The following is a 19,274-nucleotide window of genomic DNA, read 5'->3' on the forward strand; positions in this document are numbered from 1 at the left end:
TGCCAAATCTGTAGATAGCATCCAGGCTTGTTCCAAGAGAACGCAGAGGAAACTTATTTTTTATAATGATGAGGCGCAAAACGGTATAGCGCTAATGATAAGTTAGCTTGAATTTTCATACAATTAATCAGTAATTCTATGTCTGAGGATGATTAAAATATGTATTAACTTCCAATAAGGATGATATTTAACTGTTCGTTTAAAAGTAAGCCGTAAAATGTTTCAGTTGTGATGTAACCTGAAGTTTCTTCATGTCGTCATAATTGTATGAAACGTTTCCTAACCCTATTGTTTGTCATCTTAGTCTTTAGTCTTTCGTCTTATGCGCAGAAAAATAAGGGCCTCTTATTAAAATTATTGGGTGACATGCCTAAACCTCCTCCATTAACAGTTGATACTTTAGGAAAGGTAAGCATAGATGGGGGCTGGCGTTACAAAATCAGGTATTTATCAGAAGATAGTAACACATATTTTCACTCCCCTAAAGATTATATAGACGCTTACTTATTTATACCTCGCCACACAAAAGACACAAAGCTCCCCGCAATAATTGCTATACATCAAGATGGTGCTCATAATTATATAGGTAAAGATGAACCTGCGGGTATTGCTGGCGATGAAGACCAGCATTATGGTATTGAACTCTTTAAACGAGGATATATAGTTATATGCCCTGACAGATTTTGTCATGGCAATAGAAGAAGAATCGCCAATCCTGACACTACGGCTGATCTTTGGAATGAAGGGACAATATTATCAATAGAACACTGGGGTGGACAGCTTTTGTCTATTGGAAGGACTGCTATGGGTAAAGAAGTCTATGATTTGGAAAGAACAATGGATGTTCTTTATTCAATTCCTGCAGTTGACAAAAGCCGGATAGGAGCTATTGGGCATTCTGCTGGAGGGAATGCTCTTGCCTACTTCATGTTTGCTGATCCCAGAGTTAAGTTAGGTGTCTCATCTTGCGGCGTGTTTGAGATGGCTAATTGGTATGATGAAAAAGCTCCAATGAAACGTTATACATTTACAGTAATACCAAACTTTGTAAATGTTGCCCGTACATCAGATTTTGTTGCCCTTATTGCACCCAGGCCCTTCTTAATGACCAGGGGTTTATGGGAATGGGGCCAGGAAACTGATGAGGAAAAAACTAAGAGCATTGATCATGTAAAAGCTACCCGACTTCTATATAACGAAGCATTGCCCTACTATGCTACTCTTAAATCGGGTAAGGATTTGAAGGTAATTTATTTCGATGAAGATGGAGGCAGGCATGCTTTTCCAACCAAGCTTAAACGTCAAGTCTATGAATGGATTGATTCCTACTTGAAGAACTAATTTAGCTTTTTAGCCAGTCATTTTTAGAGGAAATCATTTAAAACAAAGAAGCCGCCCGTAACAGTAACAGGCGGCTTTTCTAATTAAATTTATAGAAAAAGCTTATTATTGACCTCCGCCTTGCATGGCTTTAAGTTCTTCAAGGGTCATTTTGTCAAAATCTTTTGGAATGCCAAATGTGCCGGCAGGCGCAGCTTCGTCGCTAACACCGTTTAAGGTAACGCTTGCAGACTGGCCCTGTGCAAATGAGGTGTACTGAACCGGCACGCCGCCGATGGCCGCGTAGTAAACCGGGATGACACCTTTTGGTAAGCTAATGTCATTAGTGATCCAAACATCATATTTAGTGCCCTTGGCATCGGTAGCTACAACTTTCTTGCAGTTAAATCCGGAGATCTGCTTAGCCTCGCTGGTTGGGGCAAAGGTCAATTTAGGATAAGCAGATACCATTTCTTCAACTTCGGCAGGTGTGGCTATGCCTGCTTTTCTTACATTGAATTGCGAAACGTCTACAATAACTGCGAAGTAAGTATCCTTGTTGTCTTTTAACACCTTGATTTTGGCCGGACCCGCCTCAAAGGTGATAGCAGCTGAGTCTGGCGTAAAATAAGTTTTAGCCTCAATCGGACCCTGAGGGCCGGTTGTACTCATGTTGAGGGTTCCGTTTGTATAACTTTTTTGCGCGCTGGCACTTAAGGTAGTTGTTGTAAGCGCAATGCCCAGCGCAACGTTGAAAAATTTAATATTCATGTTTTTAGTGTTATTTATTACAATTTAGAGTTTAGTTAACGTATATGCAAATATTATTGATTATTGTATTAATTAGATACGCTGATCAGGGAAATGTTACGTTTTAATATCTTATAATTTGTCTTGCTGCTGTCTGCGGCCAGCGCCAATCTTTCAACATAAGCATTACTATTGGTACCATCAGCTATCAGCATACCGAAATCAAAATTCCTGTTTATGACTTCTAATTTTGCCTTTGGATTAGTAGTGATGTAAATAAAATTTGCCTTTAGCTTTTCGGATGAATCACTTCTTGCAGGGGGCGTATTTAATATAAAAGCCCTTTTATCCATAAACTGTATCAGTCCCCCGTTTTTTGCCATCCAGGGCAGTGCAGTATTTTCAGTGAAGGTGAGTTGGCGCAAATGTTTTACCTGGCAGCTATCCAGGTAAGGTTGTACAGAATACTTATACGCTTTGTCGGTATCCTTTAGATCCGTTAACAAAACCGCTGACCTGCCATGTTTAAATACGATTGCTTTATGTCTGCTGATGTTCAGCCAGGCTATGTGGTTGCTTTGCTGCGCGTGGATGCTTTTCAGGCTGATGCTTATACAGAAAAACAGCATAAGCATCAGGCTTAATCTTAAAAGTGCAGTCCTTTTGTTATACAGAAAATAGAAAAAACCGATAATAACGCCATACAACAGCAGGTATTCGGCGGTTGTAAGCCATATCCTGCTGATTGATGCAAAGGGCAGGTGTTCAATCCAGGCCAAAAACTTATTCACTATCAGGATGGATTGTTCAAGCACGTAAGCCAACCCTGCTGACACAAGGGGTATTTTTGGTAAAAGCAGGTAAGCAATTCCCGACAGCATGATTATTTCTGTTGGAATGACGATAAACAGGTTGGTTATTAAAAAATAAACCGGAAACTGGTGGAAATAAAAGGCGCTTAACGGGAAGGTGATCACCTGGGCTGCAATGGAAACGGAAACGGGTGTCCACAGCCATTTATCCACCCACTTATTTTTAACCTTAAGCCAATTGTGTACAAGGGGTTGCAAGATGATCAACCCGAATACCGCAAGATAAGAAAGCTGAAAGCCTACGTCAACGATAAACAGCGGATTGTACAACAGCAATCCGAATGCCGATATGGCCACGATATTGACCATGTTGATATACCGGTTGTATGCCTTGCCAATAACCACCATGCTGATCATTACCGCTGCCCGGCATACCGCCGGCGAAAAACCGGTAAGCATGGCGTAATACCAGATAAGCGCAATAATAACAATGGCTTTGAGCAGTTTCCCGAACCTGAACCGGTTAAAAAAGCTGAGCACAAAATTAAGCAGCAAATAAATAACAGCCACATGCGCTCCCGAAACCGACAGCACATGTATGGTGCCCGTTTTGGAGTACGCCTGCAAAATGTCGTTGCTTAAATCGGCTTTATATCCAAGTATCAGTGTCGACGCAACCGCGATGGCGTTGGTATCGCGCATATTTAATCTCAGCTTTTCAATATACCGCTGCCTCAACTGAAGTGCATAACTGACGAGCGGATTGCCTTTATTAAAATCCAGTTTTTGATACTGACCGGGATATAAAAATTGCTGAAAATAAATATTTTGATTGGCGAGATAGCGTTTGTAGTTAAATTCAGCCGGATTGAACGGTGGGTTTACTGAAGTATATTTTGCAGGGATGAGCAGCTCGTCGCCGTACATCAGATCGGGTGTAACATCTTTTAGCGTTATCAGCAAAGTGCCCGTCGCGGCCGATCTTCTGCCTTGGTTCACGGTCGCTTCTACATTAACGGTAAATCGGTAAAATCCGTTCTTCAGCACCGGTTCGCTAACTATTTTAACCGCAAGCAACTGTGCATGTTGCTTTGAAAAATGGTGTTTGTTATTGAGCTCGTTATTGTTGAATGTAGTAACGTATCCGGCAATAACAAGTATAATCGTTATAAGTGCGCCGCCAGCCCATTGCGATTGGTAAATCTTTAGCCTGGTATAACCTATATTCAGGAAGATAAAAATTGCGGTCAGCGCAGAAAAAGCTATAGTTAGCCAATGGATATCCGCGACAGGGGGTAAGTTAATGGCCAAACCAATACCCAGTATAAATGGAAGCAAGAGGATAAGGAAAGGCACTTCGCCTTTGTGGTTGGCTATCATAATATCTTTTTGAATTGCGGGAAGAGAGCACGGCTATCTCGTTATCTTCGTTAGCATCATGCGCAACAAACTTACCGGCGAGGTTGCTTCGTTCCCCGCAATCACAATATTTTTAATTTTAGTAAATATATGATTTCACAGGGAATCAGAGCTGGTCTCTTACCTCAATCAGAAATTTCTTCAGGCTTTCCAGGGACGCTATGACGCGCTGGCTGTCGCGGGTGTCGGCCATGTTGTTTTTGAGGTATTCTTTGGCGCCATTAAGCGTATAGCCCTTGTCGCGTATCAGGTGAAAGATGATTTTGAGGTTCTCAATATCCTCGGGTGTAAAGTAGCGGTTGCCTTTTTTGTTTTTTTTGGGCTGAAGGATATCAAACTCCTTTTCGTAAAACCTTATCAGCGACTGGTTTACATCAAACAGGATAGCCACCTCACCCATCGTGTAGTACATCTTGCTGATTTCCCGTTCTTTATATGGCATATGCAAATGTAATTGTTTAGATCGAAGTCCGGAAGTCCGGAAGACGGAAAAGTCAGGAAGATTTAATTTAAGTCGGATTTTATTTGCAAAGCAGTATTTTTTTGCTGCTGAAATCCTGTTAAAATCTGCGAAATCTCAAAAATAATCTTTCGGGCCTGGGGACTTCCCGACTTTCGGACTTATGCTTACCTTTGCCTCATGACTGCTACCGAAATTCGTAAGGCTTTTCTCGACTTTTTTGCTTCTAAGGGACATACCATTGTGCCTTCTGCACCTATTGTAATAAAAAACGACCCGACGCTGATGTTTACCAACGCGGGGATGAACCAGTTTAAAGCACTATTTTTAGGCGAAGAAACGCCTAAGTTTAAACGTGTGGCAGACACGCAGCGCTGTTTGCGGGTTTCTGGAAAGCATAACGACCTGGAAGAGGTAGGGATTGATACCTACCACCACACTATGTTCGAGATGCTGGGCAACTGGAGCTTTGGAGATTACTTTAAGAAAGAAGCGATAGAATGGAGCTGGGAACTGCTGACCGAAGTTTATGGTATTGAAAAAGACCGCTTGTATGTAACCGTTTTTGGAGGCGATGAAAGGGAAGGGTTGCCGATGGACCAGGAAGCCTACGATTTTTGGAAACAATATGTACCGGAAGACCACATCCTGATGGGCAGCAAGAAGGATAATTTCTGGGAAATGGGGGAGACCGGTCCTTGCGGCCCTTGCTCCGAAGTTCATTATGATAACCGTAGTGAAGGTGAAAGGTTAAAGGTGAAAGGCGAAAGCTTGGTGAATGCCGACGACCCGCAGGTGATTGAGATATGGAATAACGTATTTATGCAGTTTAACCGTCTGAAAGACGGCAGCTTGCAGCCGTTGCCGGCCAAGCATGTGGATACGGGCATGGGCTTTGAACGTTTGGTGCGTGTGCTGCAAGGGAAAACATCAAATTATGATACCGATGTATTTACCCCACTGATTGATTTTATTGCACAAAAAAGCGGTATAGCTTATAACAGCGCTGCCAAACCCGGCGATGCCGATTGGAACACGGCCGTAGCCATGCGTGTGCTGGCCGATCATATCCGTGCTATTAGCTTTGCTATTGCTGACGGACAACTGCCGTCGAATAACAAAGCCGGTTATGTTATCCGCCGAATTTTACGCCGTGCCGTCAGATATTCGTATCAGTATTTGGGATTCAAGAATCCGTTTTTAAACCAATTGGTGCCGTTACTGGCCGACCAGTTTAAAGGCGTGTTTGATAATTTAGTTGAGCAAAAGGATTTTGTGCAGAAGGTGGTATTGGAAGAGGAGGTTAGTTTTTTGAGGACATTGTCTGTTGGCATTGGGCGCTTTGAAAATTACTTTAAAAAGGACGGGGAGCTATCTGTCGCTAATACGCAGGACGACTCGACACAATTCCTTTCAGACAGATGGGACTATGCTAGTGAAATTGCTAATAATAGAGTCGCAGGTAAATTCGCATTTGAGCTCTCGGATACGTTCGGTTTTCCAATAGATTTAACTGAATTGATGGCTCGTGAAAAAGGCTTTACCGTAGACATAGAAGGTTTTGAAAACGCTCTCCAACAGCAAAAAGACCGCTCCCGCGCTGCTACCGCCATTGATACAGGTGACTGGGTAGTTTTAAAAGACGATGAAAATGTTGAGTTTACCGGTTATGATGAGCTGGAAACCATAGCGCATGTTGTAAAATACCGTAAGGTAAAAGCTAAAGGAAAGGAGCAATACCAGATTGTGCTGGATAAAACCCCTTTCTACGCCGAAAGTGGCGGCCAGGTAGGCGACAGGGGCGAGCTGGTTTTTCCTGATGGTGAAATAGTTTATGTAACTGATACCAAAAAAGAGAACGGCCTGATCGTACATTTCACCGATACGCTGCCAAAGGATATTGATGATGCATTGACGGCGATGGTAGACCCGGGCCTGCGGGGGCGCACCAATAACAACCACAGCGCCACGCACCTGCTGCATGCGGCTATGAAGCAGATTTTGGGGTCGCATGTAAATCAGAAGGGTTCGCTGGTAAATGCTGATTACCTTCGTTTCGACTTTTCGCATTTTGCCAAAGTAACGGACGAGGAGATTGCGCAGATTGAGGCCCTGGTAAACCAAAAAGTACGCGAAAATATCCCGTTGAAGGAAGAACGCAGCGTGTTGTACGCGGAGGCCATTTCAAGCGGCGTAACCGCGCTGTTTGGGGAAAAATATGGCGACTATGTGCGCGTAATTACTTTTGATGATGATTTTAGCAAGGAGCTTTGCGGCGGTACGCATGTTAAGGCTACCGGGCAGATCGGCTACTTTAAAATAATCAGCGAAAGCGCAGTAGCGGCGGGCGTGCGCCGTATTGAAGCGATAACCGGCATAGCTGCTGAGACTTTTATTAATGAGCAGAATAAACTGGTGCACCAGCTGCGCGAATTGCTGAAAAATCCAAAAGATATTACTAAAAGCGTTGAGGGCCTCATCGAAGAAAACAACAAGCTGAAAAAAGAAATTGAAAAATCTGTTCTGGAAAAATCAGCCGGGTTAAAAAATGAGCTGGCCCAAAAAGCAGAACAGATTAATGGCATCAATTTCATCGCCCAAAAAGTACAACTACCCAATGCAGACGCTATAAAGAACCTGGCTTATCAGTTAAAGGACATCGTTAGCAACTTGTTCCTGGTGCTGGCTGCAGACATAGATGGCAAGCCATCGTTGACCGTAATGATTGCCGAAAACCTGGTAAAGGAGAAAAATCTGAATGCCGGCATTATTGTTCGTGAGCTTGCCAAAGAAATTAAAGGCGGCGGCGGCGGTCAGCCGTTCTTTGCCACTGCGGGCGGCAGCGATGTAAGCGGCTTAGATAATGCCTTGCACAAAGCGAAAAGCTTTATAGCGTAAACGAATCCCATATACGTTAATCTAAAACAAGCAAAAAGGGGGACTCCGAATCCGGAATCCCCCTTTTTGCCTGGGATATTAGTGGTGCCCATGTGGGCCATGTCCACCTGGTCCGTGGCCACCGCCATGCGGTCCTCCATGAAATCCGCCAGGGCCTCCGTGTGGTCCGCCGTGCGGGCGTTGTATATTATGGTAGACAGGTCCGGGGCGTCCGTGTCCAAAACCATGCGGTCCGCCGGCGTAATACGGCCTGCCGGCATGGTAAGGCCTGCCAACATAGCGGGTGCGGTAATGGTCGCGTACGATCACGCCTCCTGGTCTGCCGCGATAATGGGCGTACATGCGCCGGTCATGATAAAAATAACGGTAAGGGCGGGGCCGGTCTACTGCTACTTTATAACCTGTTGCAATGCTGTATGAAGCATAGCGTGGTGGCAAATATGACCGCCAAACCCAGTTTCCCCCATCTAAATAAATATACCGGTGAGTGGGTACATAATAATAAGCCTCTACATCAGGAAGGTAATAATAATCAACTGATGCATATTCAGGAGGCGGTGTCCAGATCCCAACGCTAATGCTCACCTGGGCATTAGCTCTCGGAGTGCTTACGGCAAGTAATAAACAAACAGGTAAGCTAAAAAGTATTTTTTTCATAGTTTGTTGTTGTTCGTCCCGGTATATTCAAATTACATGCCGGAAGCGTGAATGTATACAAATTCGACTGATTTAATTACTGTTGGTTTAAAGCGAACTTCAGTTCGCTGTTTAGTGAAATGACAAACACACCTATGTCTGACAGTCCGGTCGCCGTTAAATGGCAGTAAAATGTTACCGCATTAACAGTAATAACTTTATATTTGGGTTTTATTACGATTCAGGCATCGCCGCATTTACTTTTTATGACAAGTTTTAAAGCCGGTATTGGCGACAAGTACGAGTTGGTAGTAGGGTTAGAAGTTCACGCACAATTATCCACTTTAAGTAAAGTATTTTCTTCCGACTCAGCAGCGTTTGGGGCGGCCCCAAATGAGCACATCAGCCCTGTTTCTTTAGGTCATCCGGGAACTCTGCCCAAGCTAAACAAAAAGGCTGTAGAGTACGCGGTGAAAACAGGATTGGCCTGTAATTGTACCATCAACCTGAACAATACTTTTGCCCGTAAAAATTATTTCTATGCTGATCTGCCTAAGGGCTACCAGATAACCCAGGACCAGCAACCGATTTGCCTCGGTGGTTTTATACCGGTACGATTGGCCGACGGATCTACAAAAAATATTGCTATCCACCATATCCACATGGAAGAGGATGCCGGCAAAAGCATGCACGACCAGCACCATGCCGACTCCCTGATTGACCTGAACAGGGCAGGGGTACCATTGCTGGAGATTGTGACGGAACCTGATATACGCAGCGCTGAGGAGGCTGGCCAGTTTTTAACAGAGATCCGAAAGCTGGTGCGTTATATAGAGGTATGCGACGGCAACATGGAGGAAGGCAGCCTGCGTTGCGATGCCAATATATCTGTAAGGCTAAAAGGGCAAACAACTTACGGTAACCGCTGCGAAGTGAAAAACCTCAACTCCATACGTAATGTACAGCGGGCCATTGCACACGAGTTTGAGCGCCAGGTAAACATTATTGAAAACGGCGGTTTTATCGAACAAAATACGTTGAACTTTAATGCTGATACCGGCGAAACGTCGGTGCTGCGCTCTAAAGAAATGGCGAATGACTACCGCTATTTCCCCGAACCGGATTTAACGCCGCTGGCATTGACAAAGGAGTATATAGCCAAAATACAAAAAGATATGCCCGCACTGCCCGGCGTACTATATAACAGATACATAACGGAGCTTGGTCTTTCAGAATACGATGCCGGTGTAATAACTGCAGAGCGCGACATGGCGCAATATTTTGAAGCTGTGATCGCCGGTACGAATAATTACAAAGCTGCGGCAAACTGGCTGATGGGACAGGTAAAATCGTATTTGAATGATAGCGGAACCGGTATTTCTGAATTTCAGCTAAGCCCTGAAACGCTGGCGGGACTGATTGCTTTAGTAGATTCCGGAAAAGTAAATAATTCTGTGGCGGCTCAGAAAGTGTTTCCCGAACTGATTAAAAACCCGGGGAAAACAGCCGAAGCCATTGCCATGCAAATGAACTTACTGATAAGTGCCGGCGATAATGATGTTGACCGTTTTATACAGGCTGCACTTGCCAAGTATCCGGATAAGGTAGCAGAATACAAAAAGGGAAAAAAAGGCGTGCTTGGGCTATTTATGGGCGAGATTATGAAGAGTTCGAAAGGTAAAATCGACCCGCAAAAGACCAATCAGTTGCTTATAAAGGAATTGGAAGGGAAATAATCAGGCAATACCCTGTCGGTATTATGTCATATCTCGAGTTTAAAAGAAATAAATTCAACCGATGTGTGAAATTGCGCGTATGTTTTTGAAACAGACAAATTGCATTCAAGACGCATTGCGCATGTTGGAAACCTAAATAAAAGATGAAAAAAAACTTCGCATTATTCAATGTCATCGCAGCGGCTGTAATCATGTTCAGCTCATGTAAGGACAAATCAGCTTTGGTTATCAATGGTACCATACTTCACCCGGGCAGTCAGAAAAAGGTAGTGTTAATGGCGGTTGACAGCAGCCAGGTTGCGGTAGTAGATTCTGCAAACCTTAATGAACAGAATAAATTTGTTTTTAAACATTCGGCGCCCTACGCCAGCTTGTTTATGCTGCGCATTGGCAATTCCATTTATGATGTGATCGGGAAAAATGGCGATGAGATAGATTTTACCGCCGACCTGTCAGATAAGCAGGGCAATTATGACGTTAAAGGTTCGCCGGAAACAGAGAAGATCAAAGAATTTGATAAAATAAGAAACGCCTTTATTATCCAGCGCACGAAACTTGCTGAGGAATACGACAGCGTTGCGCAGTCATACGGAAAGTCGACTGATTCATTAGTAAATATTTACAGGCCGAAATACCAAAAAAATATGACTGATTTAGCACAGGCCAGTATAAAGTTCGCCAATGATAATGCCAGCTCAATAGCGGGTTTTTATGCTATCGCAATGCTGGAAGATCCCACTCAGTACGAGCAGCAGGTTATTGCGTATGTTAATAAGATAAGAGGAAGCTTTCCTGATAATGCTGCTGTACAGGGCTATATCAGGCAGGTGGATAAATTAATACCGGTATCTATAGGCCACAAGGCGCCTGATTTCACGATTACAGGCATAGACGGCAAACCGATAAAGCTATCGGATTACAAAGGTAAATATGTGATGCTCGATTTTTGGGCATCGTGGTGCGTACCCTGCCGGCAGGAAAACCCTAACGTGGTTAAGCAATATGCCAAGTTCCACCCGATGGGTTTGAATATACTGGGCATCTCGCTTGACCAGGATAAGGCGAAATGGCGGCAGGCAATTAATGCAGATAGGCTGGTGTGGAACCATGCATCTGATTTAAAGAACTTTGAAGGCGCAACAGAAAGGCTATACCATGTAGAGGGCATTCCGTCAAACTTTATCATCAACCCGGATGGTATAATAGTGGCAAAGAACGTCCGGGGTACCGACCTTGAAGATTTTTTGAATAAAACATTTAATAAATCTCAACAAAACGTTAAAATAAAGTAACATTTAACAATTTCTTAATGTAACTTTAACCAAAATCTTCAATTGTCCGCCTACTTTTACGCAAAAATTGACCTGCATGAGTAGTTCTGCCAAACAAAAAATTTTGATAGTTGACGATGAACCGGATATTCTTGAGCTCATCGAATATAATCTGAAAAAAGAGGGCTACCAGGTTTTCCTGGCCCGTAACGGACAAGAGGCAGTAGCCGAAGCCAAACGCTCATTACCCGACCTGATAGTGCTCGACATTATGATGCCAAAAATGGACGGCATAGAAGCCTGCCGGATTATGCGCACCATGCCTGAGTTTAAAAACACCTTTATGGTTTTTTTAACAGCCCGCAGCGAGGAGTATTCTGAGATTGCCGGGTTTAACGTTGGGGCAGATGATTATATCGCCAAACCAATAAAGCCCCGTGCATTGGTAAGCCGTATAAATGCCATACTACGCCGTAATGCCCCTGCCGAAGACGTAGCGGATAATAAGTTGGAAATAGGTGATCTGGTAATTGACCGTGAAGCTTACCTTGTTTACAAGGCCGGTCAAAAAGTCGTTCTGGCAAAAAAGGAATTTGAATTACTTTACCTGCTTGCCTCAAAACCCGGCAAGGTATACACCCGGGAGGTCATTCTGAAAAATATCTGGGAAGATTCCGTAGTGGTAACGAACCGAACGATAGATGTGCATATCCGCAAACTTCGCGAAAAACTGGGCGACGATTGCGTTGCTACGGTAAAAGGTGTTGGCTACAAATTTGAAGCGTAGTCAATCAATTTAATGTCCACAAGATTATGGAACAGGCCCCGCAAAATGCGGGGCCTGTTTTTCCGTTATAAAATTATGGCCGTTGGACTAACCGATATAGTTGCCTTGATGGCCATTCTCAGATGGTTATTGTCTACATCGTTTCAAGCCAGCTTTTTACCTCTGCCTGGGCTGCTTCTATAACAGGTCTGCCGGCCCTGTAGTACATTTTCCATTGGCTGCTTTCAGCTTCGTATTGCACATCTGCGAATAGCCGTCCATTTAGTTTGGCGTCAAAATTAACTGTGGCAGATACCTTTAAAAATTCTTCCAGGCGCTTTTTTATTATCTCCTTTGGATTGGTCGGTAGTAAGTCTGCAGATGCGTCGCCGTTTAATAATTTATTCTTTGCTTGACCCAATAGTTCAGATGGTTTTGGTATATGAAAACCATGTGATTTTCGTGGCAAATGCTCAACACGATATTTTTTATAGGCCTTTGCAAAGGCATCGCTTTCAGTATAAGCTTTAAACAGCCGTACTAAGATTCTGGCGCAATCTGCCTGCATATCGGTGTTCAGACTACGCGCTTTATTAACCAATACTCTGCTAAACTGAACATTGCTTGACAATAGTTCATTAAACATATAGTTATTCGCAGTTTCTGGTTCCACCCCGAGTTGTTGAAGCACGTCTGGGGCGCGAAAAGCCAAAAGTATGCAGGCTAAAACAAGAATTTTAATTTTCATAAATTGGAACTGAAAAGGTTATAATTTCTGTTGATCGGCCATCCCATTTGCACCATGCTGATTTCGAACAAAAACGAGCTAATCGGTGCTTAAAGTTTGACTGATTGTCATTGCGGGAAAAATGGTTTCCCGCAATGTGGTTTGAAGTTGTGTGTTTAGTTGTTGTAACTGTAAGTTGAGCTTTTTACAACCACAGGATCGCCGGTTTTTGCTACAGTTTCGGTCTGTGTAGCCGGATAACCATTGCTGTCGTAGGTATAGCTATAAGTGTCTGTTTCAATGATGGCATTTTGGGCATTGTACACGGTTTCTTTTACCGGGTTATGTGCGGAAATCATCTGAAATAACGCTTGTGCAAGTTCCGGCGCAGCTACAATCGGATTAGTTTTGTTATCATATTCAAACTTTCGTGTTTCACTAACTTTAAACTGATTGGTTACCACCGACCATTGATAGGTGGTTTGCGTCTCTACGTCGTCGCCGTTGTAACTGTAAGTCACTTTGGTAAAAGGGATGTTATCGTTTAAGTACTTTACATATTGGGTGTACTCGCTTAGTTTATTATTCAGATAGGTAAATTGAGTATAAGCCACGACTGCATTATTGGTTTGGTCGAGGTATTCCATGCCGGACAGCGTAGTCCCTGTGTAAATAAAATTTATAGCGCCATCTGTAGTAACAGCTGTATTTATTTTCTTTTGGGCGTTATAGGTTAAAGCGATATTCGATGCTTCGCCATTATTTTTGCCTTCAATTCTGTCTATCAAACCGCTGGCATTATAATTGAATGACGTGTAGTTATCAGCATCCTGCTGAATCCTTGTAATTAAGTGCGTCCCGGTGGGTACGGGTGTCGGTGTTGGGCCGCCGCCGGTAGTTTTATCGTCTTTTTTACAAGCTGACAGGAATAGGACGCCCGCTATAATCAATAGAGGAGCGTATTTTTTGGTTTGTTTTTTCATTGTTTTACTTTTAATTGTGAATTTTATTGTTTGATTTTTTAATTATTTAATTAGAGTTTTACAGGTAGAATCTACCGGCACCCCGATCTTTAAAGGTTGCAAAAGGTGGGTGTTTGTGCGTTGCGGCAATAGCCAGGATCAGTCCGTGGTAAGATTAATTATAGCTTACCAAAGTAATCTCCGGCAAGGCTAAATGTGGTTGCTTAAATTCTAAAGAAGCTTCGATTTTTAACAGAGTGGCGCGAACGCAGGTATTATTTGCCGCGCTTTTTACTTTTTGGAAAAGTAGTACCGGGCACCCTCCAAAATGCACGGCATGGGCCATGGAATAAACAGTTGCCTGCCAAACCTGCCGATTATGATCTTATTTTACTGCGGTACCTGCTCAGGGTCTCACGGGTGATGCCTAAATAGCTGGCGATGTATGTTAGAGGCACACGTTTAAATATTTTGGGGTGTTCCTCTATTAATGAACGGAACCTCACTTCCGGCGGGTCTTTTAGCAAGGCTGCCTCCCGTTTTTCGGCCTTTACAAATTGCTCCTGCGCAATTATCTGTGCTAATTGTCGCCAGGATGGATACTCAGAAAGTAAGTGCATCACATCATTATAGCAAAGTTCCAGAATAGTTGCTTCCTCCATCGCTTTAATATTCAGTGGCGAGGCACCGCGCGAAAAAAAGCTTGCAAGAGAGCCGATAAGGCCGTTTTCAAAAACAAAATCCTTACAGCATTCGCGGTCTTCCAACTGATAGTAATAACGCACGCTGCCCTTTTCAATAAAAGCCAGGCTTTTACAGACTTCGCCCTCCCTTAGAAAAAAATCATTTTTTTTAAGGACCCGGGCTTGCAGTAATTGCTCTAATGCGGCTTTTTCATTTAGCGTGGGGTTGATGAGCCTGTCGATGTTAAATAACACCCGCATAATTAGTTTCCGATTTACTGCCAAATATAAAAATCGGGAATTAAAAAACAGCGTCCGCAGGCAAGGAATCAGATTACCAGTGCCTGTTCCAGTAAATGCGCCGCCGAATTTTCCAAGCGGTGTTTTACCCCATCAAAGCCCTGATATAATAATTTATGGTTAGCTTTTACAATTTTGCCTGCTACTATGACAGTATCAATATTTGAAATATTGGCCTGCGACACTACCGTTGCAACCGGGTCATTAACAGGCGACAGATTAAGCATTCCGGCATCAAGCATAATAATATCTGCTTGTTTACCAGGTTCAAGCGAACCAGTCGTTTCTGCTAAGTTCAGTGCCCTGGCGCCGTTAATAGTCGCCATTTTTAGTACATCTATTGTGGTGAGTGACACATTTTGCGGCATTTCGCCTGCGTTTAGTATTTCAGCGTTAGCAAATGCTCTTTGCGTTTGCAGGGCTATGCGCATTTGCGTAAACATATCACCGCTCGTAGCAGTTATCACATCAATTCCGAGTGCAGGAGCAATGCCGGCCGCCAAGGCTTTGCCCGTAGCTGGGAAACCTATCCCCATTTGCATTTCAACTTCAGGCGTAATAGATATAGAACACCCATTAGCAGCCAGTTTTTCGAAATCATGGCTGTCTAAGTAATTACAATGAGCAAAATTCATGTCCGGCCCCAATAAACCGGCGCTGTCCAATCGCTCAATTGCCTTATATTTTGAAGCGAAAGCACCGCAGCCGACATGCATGGATACAGGCAGACATAAACTACGGGCAAGGTTAATGTCATCGCGGCTAACATTAAATAGTGAATACTCGGGCCCGCGTATTGCCATGGCTGGCGTAATTAATTGCCGTTGGCTGCTAAAATATTCTTTGCAGATGCGTTCAATATCGCCTGGATGTTTTAGGCGGCTTTCGTAAAACCAATCCCAAACGGCGGTCCCCGGCGTACCATAACCAAAAACAGCACGACCGCCGGCAGCCATAAGTCCTGTTATGGCTGCATCTGCGTGCGCGGGAGTATTCATGATGTGCGACCAGTCAAATATAGTGGTTATGCCTGCGTCTAATGCCTCAAGCGCCCCGTAAAGGTTAGCCACAAAAACATCTTCAGGCCTGTAGGACGCAGCAAGCGGCCCAAGGATATGCTGTAAATATTGCATCAGGCTATATTCAGCCGCGATGCCTTTTAAAGGACTTTCCCAAACATGCCTATGGCTATCGACGAACCCGGGCATAACTATCTTTCCGGCAGCCGGAATAATCTGACAGTCTTCAATGTTTAGTTCTGGCGCTATGGCACTTATCTTGTCGTTCTCAATCAAAATATCGGTATGCCTTAAAACCTGTAATGTTTGGTTCATTGTAATTATGCATCCCTCTTTTAGTAATAGCTTATTTTTTTTCATTTGAATTTTATTTAGCGTACTCTGCATTTTACAGGCTTGTAACTGTCATTTTAAAACTTTAAAAGGATGGCTGCATTACACTTTACAGGTAATACAATACCGGACGCATCAAGCATGCCGTACTCTTGTATATCTGTCAATCAATCCCGCTATTTGCGTTCATCGTGGTACAGCTTTGCCACGTGCCTGCAGTTTATGGTTTACTGCACAACCATTTCGTTAATAATTTATTCTATGGCTTTCCGTGAGATCAGGCCTGGAAAAACAGGCATAGCATTCCCTCTTTGATCTTTTGGAATCAAAAAAATCAAGCACTGCTGAATAAAATTTACAAGGACTTGTATTTATCGGCGAGCCATTTCTCCGCTTGCGATAACGTTTCAAACAATACCGTTGGCACCTGCCTCGACATTTGTTGGTGAAGGGCTATCGAAGACATTTTTGAAAATAAATCAGGGGACAAAATGCTAAGATTATACCGAAGGCCCGCCTGATAGCTCAATGGGAATAATTCATTATTTATCCAGTCGACGAGTCCTATCCACGCACCTTCTATTTCTTTTGTATCATGAACATGAAACCTGCAATTTTTAATACTACCTTCTTTGCGTTGCCAATCAAGCATCCGTAACGAGGCATGCTTCACCTCATCTTCTGAAGAATAACCAATCCATTTCATTAGCAGATAATTTTTGTTCGGTTCATAACTAATGACCGCATACAATTCGCCCGCGTCATTTTTTATTCTTTCGATGGTAATCACTGTTCTTTTATCTGCTTGCTTAAAATTAGCAAAAATCAAGTTGTTGACAGTTCTGCTTTTAGTGTGTTCGCAATGCATGATATACAATTAGTTAGCGTTATATGTCCCCCGCATTCAAGTTGCTTTATCTTACCATTTCAGGCAAATAGAATTTAATGTTATGCATCGGAGCCAGTTCAAACGCATGCCCGATATCCATTTTTAAAATGTTGACGGGGATGCTTAAATCAGGTATGTCAGTTGCAGAGTTGACGGATTTGCCAATCAGCCTGAAGTATTCTTCCAGTTTCCCCGGCTTAACAATAGTAAGCAACTTACCCGTTGTGCCGCCTACATTTTTATAAGTGTGCAATGCGCCGGCCGGAATTTTTACCACATCGCCGGGCTGAGTGCGAATGGGTTTGGTAATATCGTCAATCACAAATTCAAAAGTACCAGTGATAATATAGAATACCTCTTCGTCGGGATGTGTGTGCGGAGGGGGGCCTGCAAGCGGAGGCGCCGTATCTTCATAGGCGAAATACTTGTTACAGGTATCAGACCCGGTGGCCAGAAAGGTCATCAGGTGGCCAAATACTATTACTTGTTCACGCGCCGGTTTAAATTCATTGTGGTGTGTCATGGTTATTTATTTACCACAAAATAACGGCGGTTCTTCAATTGTTACACTTGATTTGAATCACATAATGAAAATCCTAAAAGTAAGTTGTGAATGGCTCTTACTCTATACATCGGTGCACTTGTAGCCATGGCGGCAGGGCTCAGTCAGGCTTACAATTAATTATTCCTGTAACAAAACGAGGCCCTGCGAAATTCAGGGCCTCGTTTGATAATATGTAAAAGTTTCTAATGTTAATAGATACTTAATGTGCCGCTGCCGTTTTTTTTCCGGCAGTGGTAGTCTTGTTTTTTGTTGTTTTAGCGGCAGCTTTCTTTGCAGCAGCGGTTTCGGCTCGCGCCTTTGCTGTTACAGTTTTAACCTTTTTATCAGCTTTCGCTTTTACATCTTCAGCGGCCTTCTTTGCTTTCTCTGTTTCTTCTTTCGCTTTTGTTTTGGCAGCTTTAACCTTCTTATCAGCAGCCTCTTTAACCTTAACCGCAGTAGCCTTGGCTTGTGTGGTGGCATCTGCCGCTTTGTTGGAGACAGTCCGCTTTGCCGCGGTAACTTTGCGTTTAACTGCCGGTTTTTTTGCAGTTACCGCTTCCTTTACATCATCGAACTTGTCTTCAGCGGCTTCTTTTATATCTTCGGCTTTGTCTTTGGTACCTTCCCAAAGGCTTTCAATTGCGTCTGCAACCTTCTCGAAAAATCCCTTTTCTTCAGGCCTGGTTGAATTTGTGCTCATATTGTTTTTTCTGGTTAGATGTGTTTTGCTTTTTACAAGACAAATATTATTCCAAGGGTCTTTTAAACGTTATTTGACGATAATTGGAAGGATTGAAGGCTGTTACCTTGATTTTTGTATACTATAATGGTCAATAGTACCGTCATAAACTTAAAATATAACCGTATTTTTGCCGGCTATGAAAGTGCCGAAATTTGCCGACCTGATATTGTTTGAGGATGATGATATAATAGTGGTTAACAAACCGCCGTTTGTGAGCTCACTGGATGAACGTGAAGGTGGCGAAGTCAATATGCTGCGTTTAGCCAAACAATATTCAGAGGATGCGCAAATATGTCACCGCCTTGATAAGGAAACATCAGGCGCGTTGATTATAGCCAAAAACCCGGAAGCCTACCGCTCCATATCCATGCAATTTGAAAGGCGGCAGGTAAAAAAAATATATCACGCTATTATTGATGGCACGCACGTATTTGAAAACCTGTTTATAGACTTGCCGATACTTAACGTCGGAAAGGGTAATGTAACTATCAGTCGCCAGGAAGGTAAGCGTGCTGAAACATGGTTTCAATCATTAAAATATTTTAAGCATTATACCTTAGTCGAGTGCCGCCCTGTTACCGGGCGTATGCACCAGATACGTATACACCTGGCTACCCAGAGGGCATCCATAGCAGGCGATGAAATGTATAAAGGGCAGCCTGTTTTTCTATCAAAAATAAAGCGCAAATATCATCTTGGTAAAGACCAGGAAGAACAGCCTATTATGAAGCGCTTCGCGCTTCATGCGTATGAGGTAACTTTTAAGTTGATGGATGGCAAAGAGATCACCATACATGCCCCTTATCCTAAAGACTTTGAGACCCTTTTAAAGCAACTGGAAAAGTTTGACTCGTAGAGTTACGCTGATTGCCTCAGCAACTTTACCGGATTTTCGGCAGTGATATATTTCCGCCCAAAAACAAGCAACCCTGTGTAACATTTTTGTCGTTATACCAGTATAAAGCCTATTGTTTTGCTGCTAAAGCTATCTGTCGGCTATCTTG

At 43.2% G+C, this 19,274-nt stretch carries 17 protein-coding genes; 6 read left to right on the top strand and 11 right to left on the bottom strand.

Translation table 11 applies throughout. The annotated features are described in order from the left end of the window. Nucleotides 1–267: 267 nt before the first annotated feature. Entirely contained in the window at nucleotides 268–1,341 is a 1,074-nt protein-coding gene (locus Q3W13_RS03755; protein WP_302861448.1) for a S9 family peptidase, read from the top strand. Between the two features lie 105 nt (nucleotides 1,342–1,446). Here the strand turns inward: Q3W13_RS03755 and Q3W13_RS03760 are convergent, their stop codons facing one another. The 3 genes from Q3W13_RS03760 to Q3W13_RS03770 all read right to left on the bottom strand — a co-directional run bounded on the left by Q3W13_RS03760 (nucleotide 1,447) and on the right by Q3W13_RS03770 (nucleotide 4,743). Beyond that, entirely contained in the window at nucleotides 1,447–2,091 is a 645-nt protein-coding gene (locus Q3W13_RS03760) for a DUF4412 domain-containing protein (protein WP_302861451.1), read from the bottom strand. 68 nt (nucleotides 2,092–2,159) lie between these two features. Further along, entirely contained in the window at nucleotides 2,160–4,262 is a 2,103-nt protein-coding gene (locus tag Q3W13_RS03765; RefSeq protein WP_302861453.1) for a ComEC/Rec2 family competence protein, read from the bottom strand. Nucleotides 4,263–4,407: 145 nt separating this feature from the next. Beyond that, nucleotides 4,408–4,743 carry a MerR family transcriptional regulator gene (locus tag Q3W13_RS03770; RefSeq protein ID WP_302861454.1) on the bottom strand — a complete coding sequence of 112 codons (336 nt, stop codon included), beginning with the start codon at nucleotides 4,741–4,743 and terminating at the stop codon, nucleotides 4,408–4,410. 198 nt (nucleotides 4,744–4,941) lie between these two features. Between Q3W13_RS03770 and alaS the strand changes: the two genes are divergently transcribed. Beyond that, the gene (gene alaS, locus Q3W13_RS03775; RefSeq protein WP_302861455.1) at nucleotides 4,942–7,659 is read left to right on the top strand and encodes an alanine--tRNA ligase; all 2,718 of its coding nucleotides are present in this window, start codon (nucleotides 4,942–4,944) and stop codon (nucleotides 7,657–7,659) included. Nucleotides 7,660–7,737: 78 nt separating this feature from the next. On the opposite strand, the gene Q3W13_RS03780 is transcribed toward alaS, so the two are convergent. Beyond that, on the bottom strand, nucleotides 7,738–8,316 hold the full coding sequence (locus Q3W13_RS03780) for a hypothetical protein (protein ID WP_302861456.1): 579 nt from the start codon (nucleotides 8,314–8,316) through the stop codon (nucleotides 7,738–7,740). Nucleotides 8,317–8,561: 245 nt separating this feature from the next. Between Q3W13_RS03780 and gatB the strand changes: the two genes are divergently transcribed. The 3 genes from gatB (at nucleotide 8,562) to Q3W13_RS03795 (ending at nucleotide 12,089) form a co-directional block, all read left to right on the top strand. Beyond that, nucleotides 8,562–10,031, top strand: a complete 1,470-nt coding sequence (gatB, locus tag Q3W13_RS03785) for an Asp-tRNA(Asn)/Glu-tRNA(Gln) amidotransferase subunit GatB (RefSeq protein WP_302861457.1) — start codon at nucleotides 8,562–8,564, stop codon at nucleotides 10,029–10,031. A gap of 143 nt (nucleotides 10,032–10,174) precedes the next feature. Then, nucleotides 10,175–11,323: a TlpA disulfide reductase family protein gene (locus Q3W13_RS03790; RefSeq protein WP_302861458.1), complete on the top strand. Its 1,149-nt coding sequence runs from the start codon at nucleotides 10,175–10,177 to the stop codon at nucleotides 11,321–11,323. Between the two features lie 76 nt (nucleotides 11,324–11,399). Continuing rightward, on the top strand, nucleotides 11,400–12,089 hold the full coding sequence (locus Q3W13_RS03795) for a response regulator transcription factor (protein ID WP_302861459.1): 690 nt from the start codon (nucleotides 11,400–11,402) through the stop codon (nucleotides 12,087–12,089). Between the two features lie 133 nt (nucleotides 12,090–12,222). Here Q3W13_RS03795 and Q3W13_RS03800 read toward each other — a convergent pair whose 3' ends face one another. From Q3W13_RS03800 to Q3W13_RS03830, 7 genes are all read right to left on the bottom strand, one after another. Further along, the gene (locus Q3W13_RS03800; protein ID WP_302861461.1) at nucleotides 12,223–12,741 is read right to left on the bottom strand and encodes a hypothetical protein; all 519 of its coding nucleotides are present in this window, start codon (nucleotides 12,739–12,741) and stop codon (nucleotides 12,223–12,225) included. A gap of 230 nt (nucleotides 12,742–12,971) precedes the next feature. Then, complete coding sequence (locus Q3W13_RS03805; RefSeq protein WP_302861463.1) at nucleotides 12,972–13,778, bottom strand: hypothetical protein; 807 nt, start codon at nucleotides 13,776–13,778, stop codon at nucleotides 12,972–12,974. 356 nt (nucleotides 13,779–14,134) lie between these two features. Beyond that, complete coding sequence (locus Q3W13_RS03810; RefSeq protein ID WP_302861465.1) at nucleotides 14,135–14,701, bottom strand: Crp/Fnr family transcriptional regulator; 567 nt, start codon at nucleotides 14,699–14,701, stop codon at nucleotides 14,135–14,137. Nucleotides 14,702–14,769: 68 nt separating this feature from the next. After that, entirely contained in the window at nucleotides 14,770–16,146 is a 1,377-nt protein-coding gene (locus tag Q3W13_RS03815) for an amidohydrolase family protein (protein WP_368077618.1), read from the bottom strand. A gap of 301 nt (nucleotides 16,147–16,447) precedes the next feature. Beyond that, a complete protein-coding gene (locus Q3W13_RS03820; RefSeq protein ID WP_302861468.1) occupies nucleotides 16,448–16,882 on the bottom strand; it encodes a hypothetical protein in 435 nt (144 codons plus the stop codon). 124 nt (nucleotides 16,883–17,006) lie between these two features. After that, nucleotides 17,007–17,504 (bottom strand): cupin domain-containing protein, encoded by a 498-nt coding sequence (locus tag Q3W13_RS03825; protein WP_302861470.1) that lies wholly within the window; start codon nucleotides 17,502–17,504, stop codon nucleotides 17,007–17,009. Between the two features lie 241 nt (nucleotides 17,505–17,745). Next, nucleotides 17,746–18,228, bottom strand: coding sequence for a hypothetical protein (locus Q3W13_RS03830; protein WP_302861472.1), 483 nt, complete (start codon nucleotides 18,226–18,228; stop codon nucleotides 17,746–17,748). 178 nt (nucleotides 18,229–18,406) lie between these two features. Here Q3W13_RS03830 and Q3W13_RS03835 point away from each other — a divergent pair, with 178 nt between their 5' ends. Continuing rightward, complete coding sequence (locus Q3W13_RS03835) at nucleotides 18,407–19,126, top strand: RluA family pseudouridine synthase (RefSeq protein WP_302861474.1); 720 nt, start codon at nucleotides 18,407–18,409, stop codon at nucleotides 19,124–19,126. Nucleotides 19,127–19,274 lie beyond the last annotated feature (148 nt).

The sequence above is a fragment of the Mucilaginibacter sp. L3T2-6 genome, from assembly GCF_030519355.1.
Classification (GTDB): domain Bacteria; phylum Bacteroidota; class Bacteroidia; order Sphingobacteriales; family Sphingobacteriaceae; genus Mucilaginibacter.

Coding starts and splice junctions, on each gene's coding strand:
- Q3W13_RS03755 (WP_302861448.1), top strand. CDS start 268: ATGAAACGTTTCCTAACCCTATTGTTTGTCATCTTAGTCTTTAGTCTT.
- Q3W13_RS03760 (WP_302861451.1), bottom strand. CDS start 2,091: ATGAATATTAAATTTTTCAACGTTGCGCTGGGCATTGCGCTTACAACA.
- Q3W13_RS03765 (WP_302861453.1), bottom strand. CDS start 4,262: ATGATAGCCAACCACAAAGGCGAAGTGCCTTTCCTTATCCTCTTGCTT.
- Q3W13_RS03770 (WP_302861454.1), bottom strand. CDS start 4,743: ATGCCATATAAAGAACGGGAAATCAGCAAGATGTACTACACGATGGGT.
- alaS (WP_302861455.1), top strand. CDS start 4,942: ATGACTGCTACCGAAATTCGTAAGGCTTTTCTCGACTTTTTTGCTTCT.
- Q3W13_RS03780 (WP_302861456.1), bottom strand. CDS start 8,316: ATGAAAAAAATACTTTTTAGCTTACCTGTTTGTTTATTACTTGCCGTA.
- gatB (WP_302861457.1), top strand. CDS start 8,562: ATGACAAGTTTTAAAGCCGGTATTGGCGACAAGTACGAGTTGGTAGTA.
- Q3W13_RS03790 (WP_302861458.1), top strand. CDS start 10,175: ATGAAAAAAAACTTCGCATTATTCAATGTCATCGCAGCGGCTGTAATC.
- Q3W13_RS03795 (WP_302861459.1), top strand. CDS start 11,400: ATGAGTAGTTCTGCCAAACAAAAAATTTTGATAGTTGACGATGAACCG.
- Q3W13_RS03805 (WP_302861463.1), bottom strand. CDS start 13,778: ATGAAAAAACAAACCAAAAAATACGCTCCTCTATTGATTATAGCGGGC.
- Q3W13_RS03810 (WP_302861465.1), bottom strand. CDS start 14,701: ATGCGGGTGTTATTTAACATCGACAGGCTCATCAACCCCACGCTAAAT.
- Q3W13_RS03815 (WP_368077618.1), bottom strand. CDS start 16,146: ATGCAGAGTACGCTAAATAAAATTCAAATGAAAAAAAATAAGCTATTA.
- Q3W13_RS03825 (WP_302861470.1), bottom strand. CDS start 17,504: ATGACACACCACAATGAATTTAAACCGGCGCGTGAACAAGTAATAGTA.
- Q3W13_RS03830 (WP_302861472.1), bottom strand. CDS start 18,228: ATGAGCACAAATTCAACCAGGCCTGAAGAAAAGGGATTTTTCGAGAAG.
- Q3W13_RS03835 (WP_302861474.1), top strand. CDS start 18,407: ATGAAAGTGCCGAAATTTGCCGACCTGATATTGTTTGAGGATGATGAT.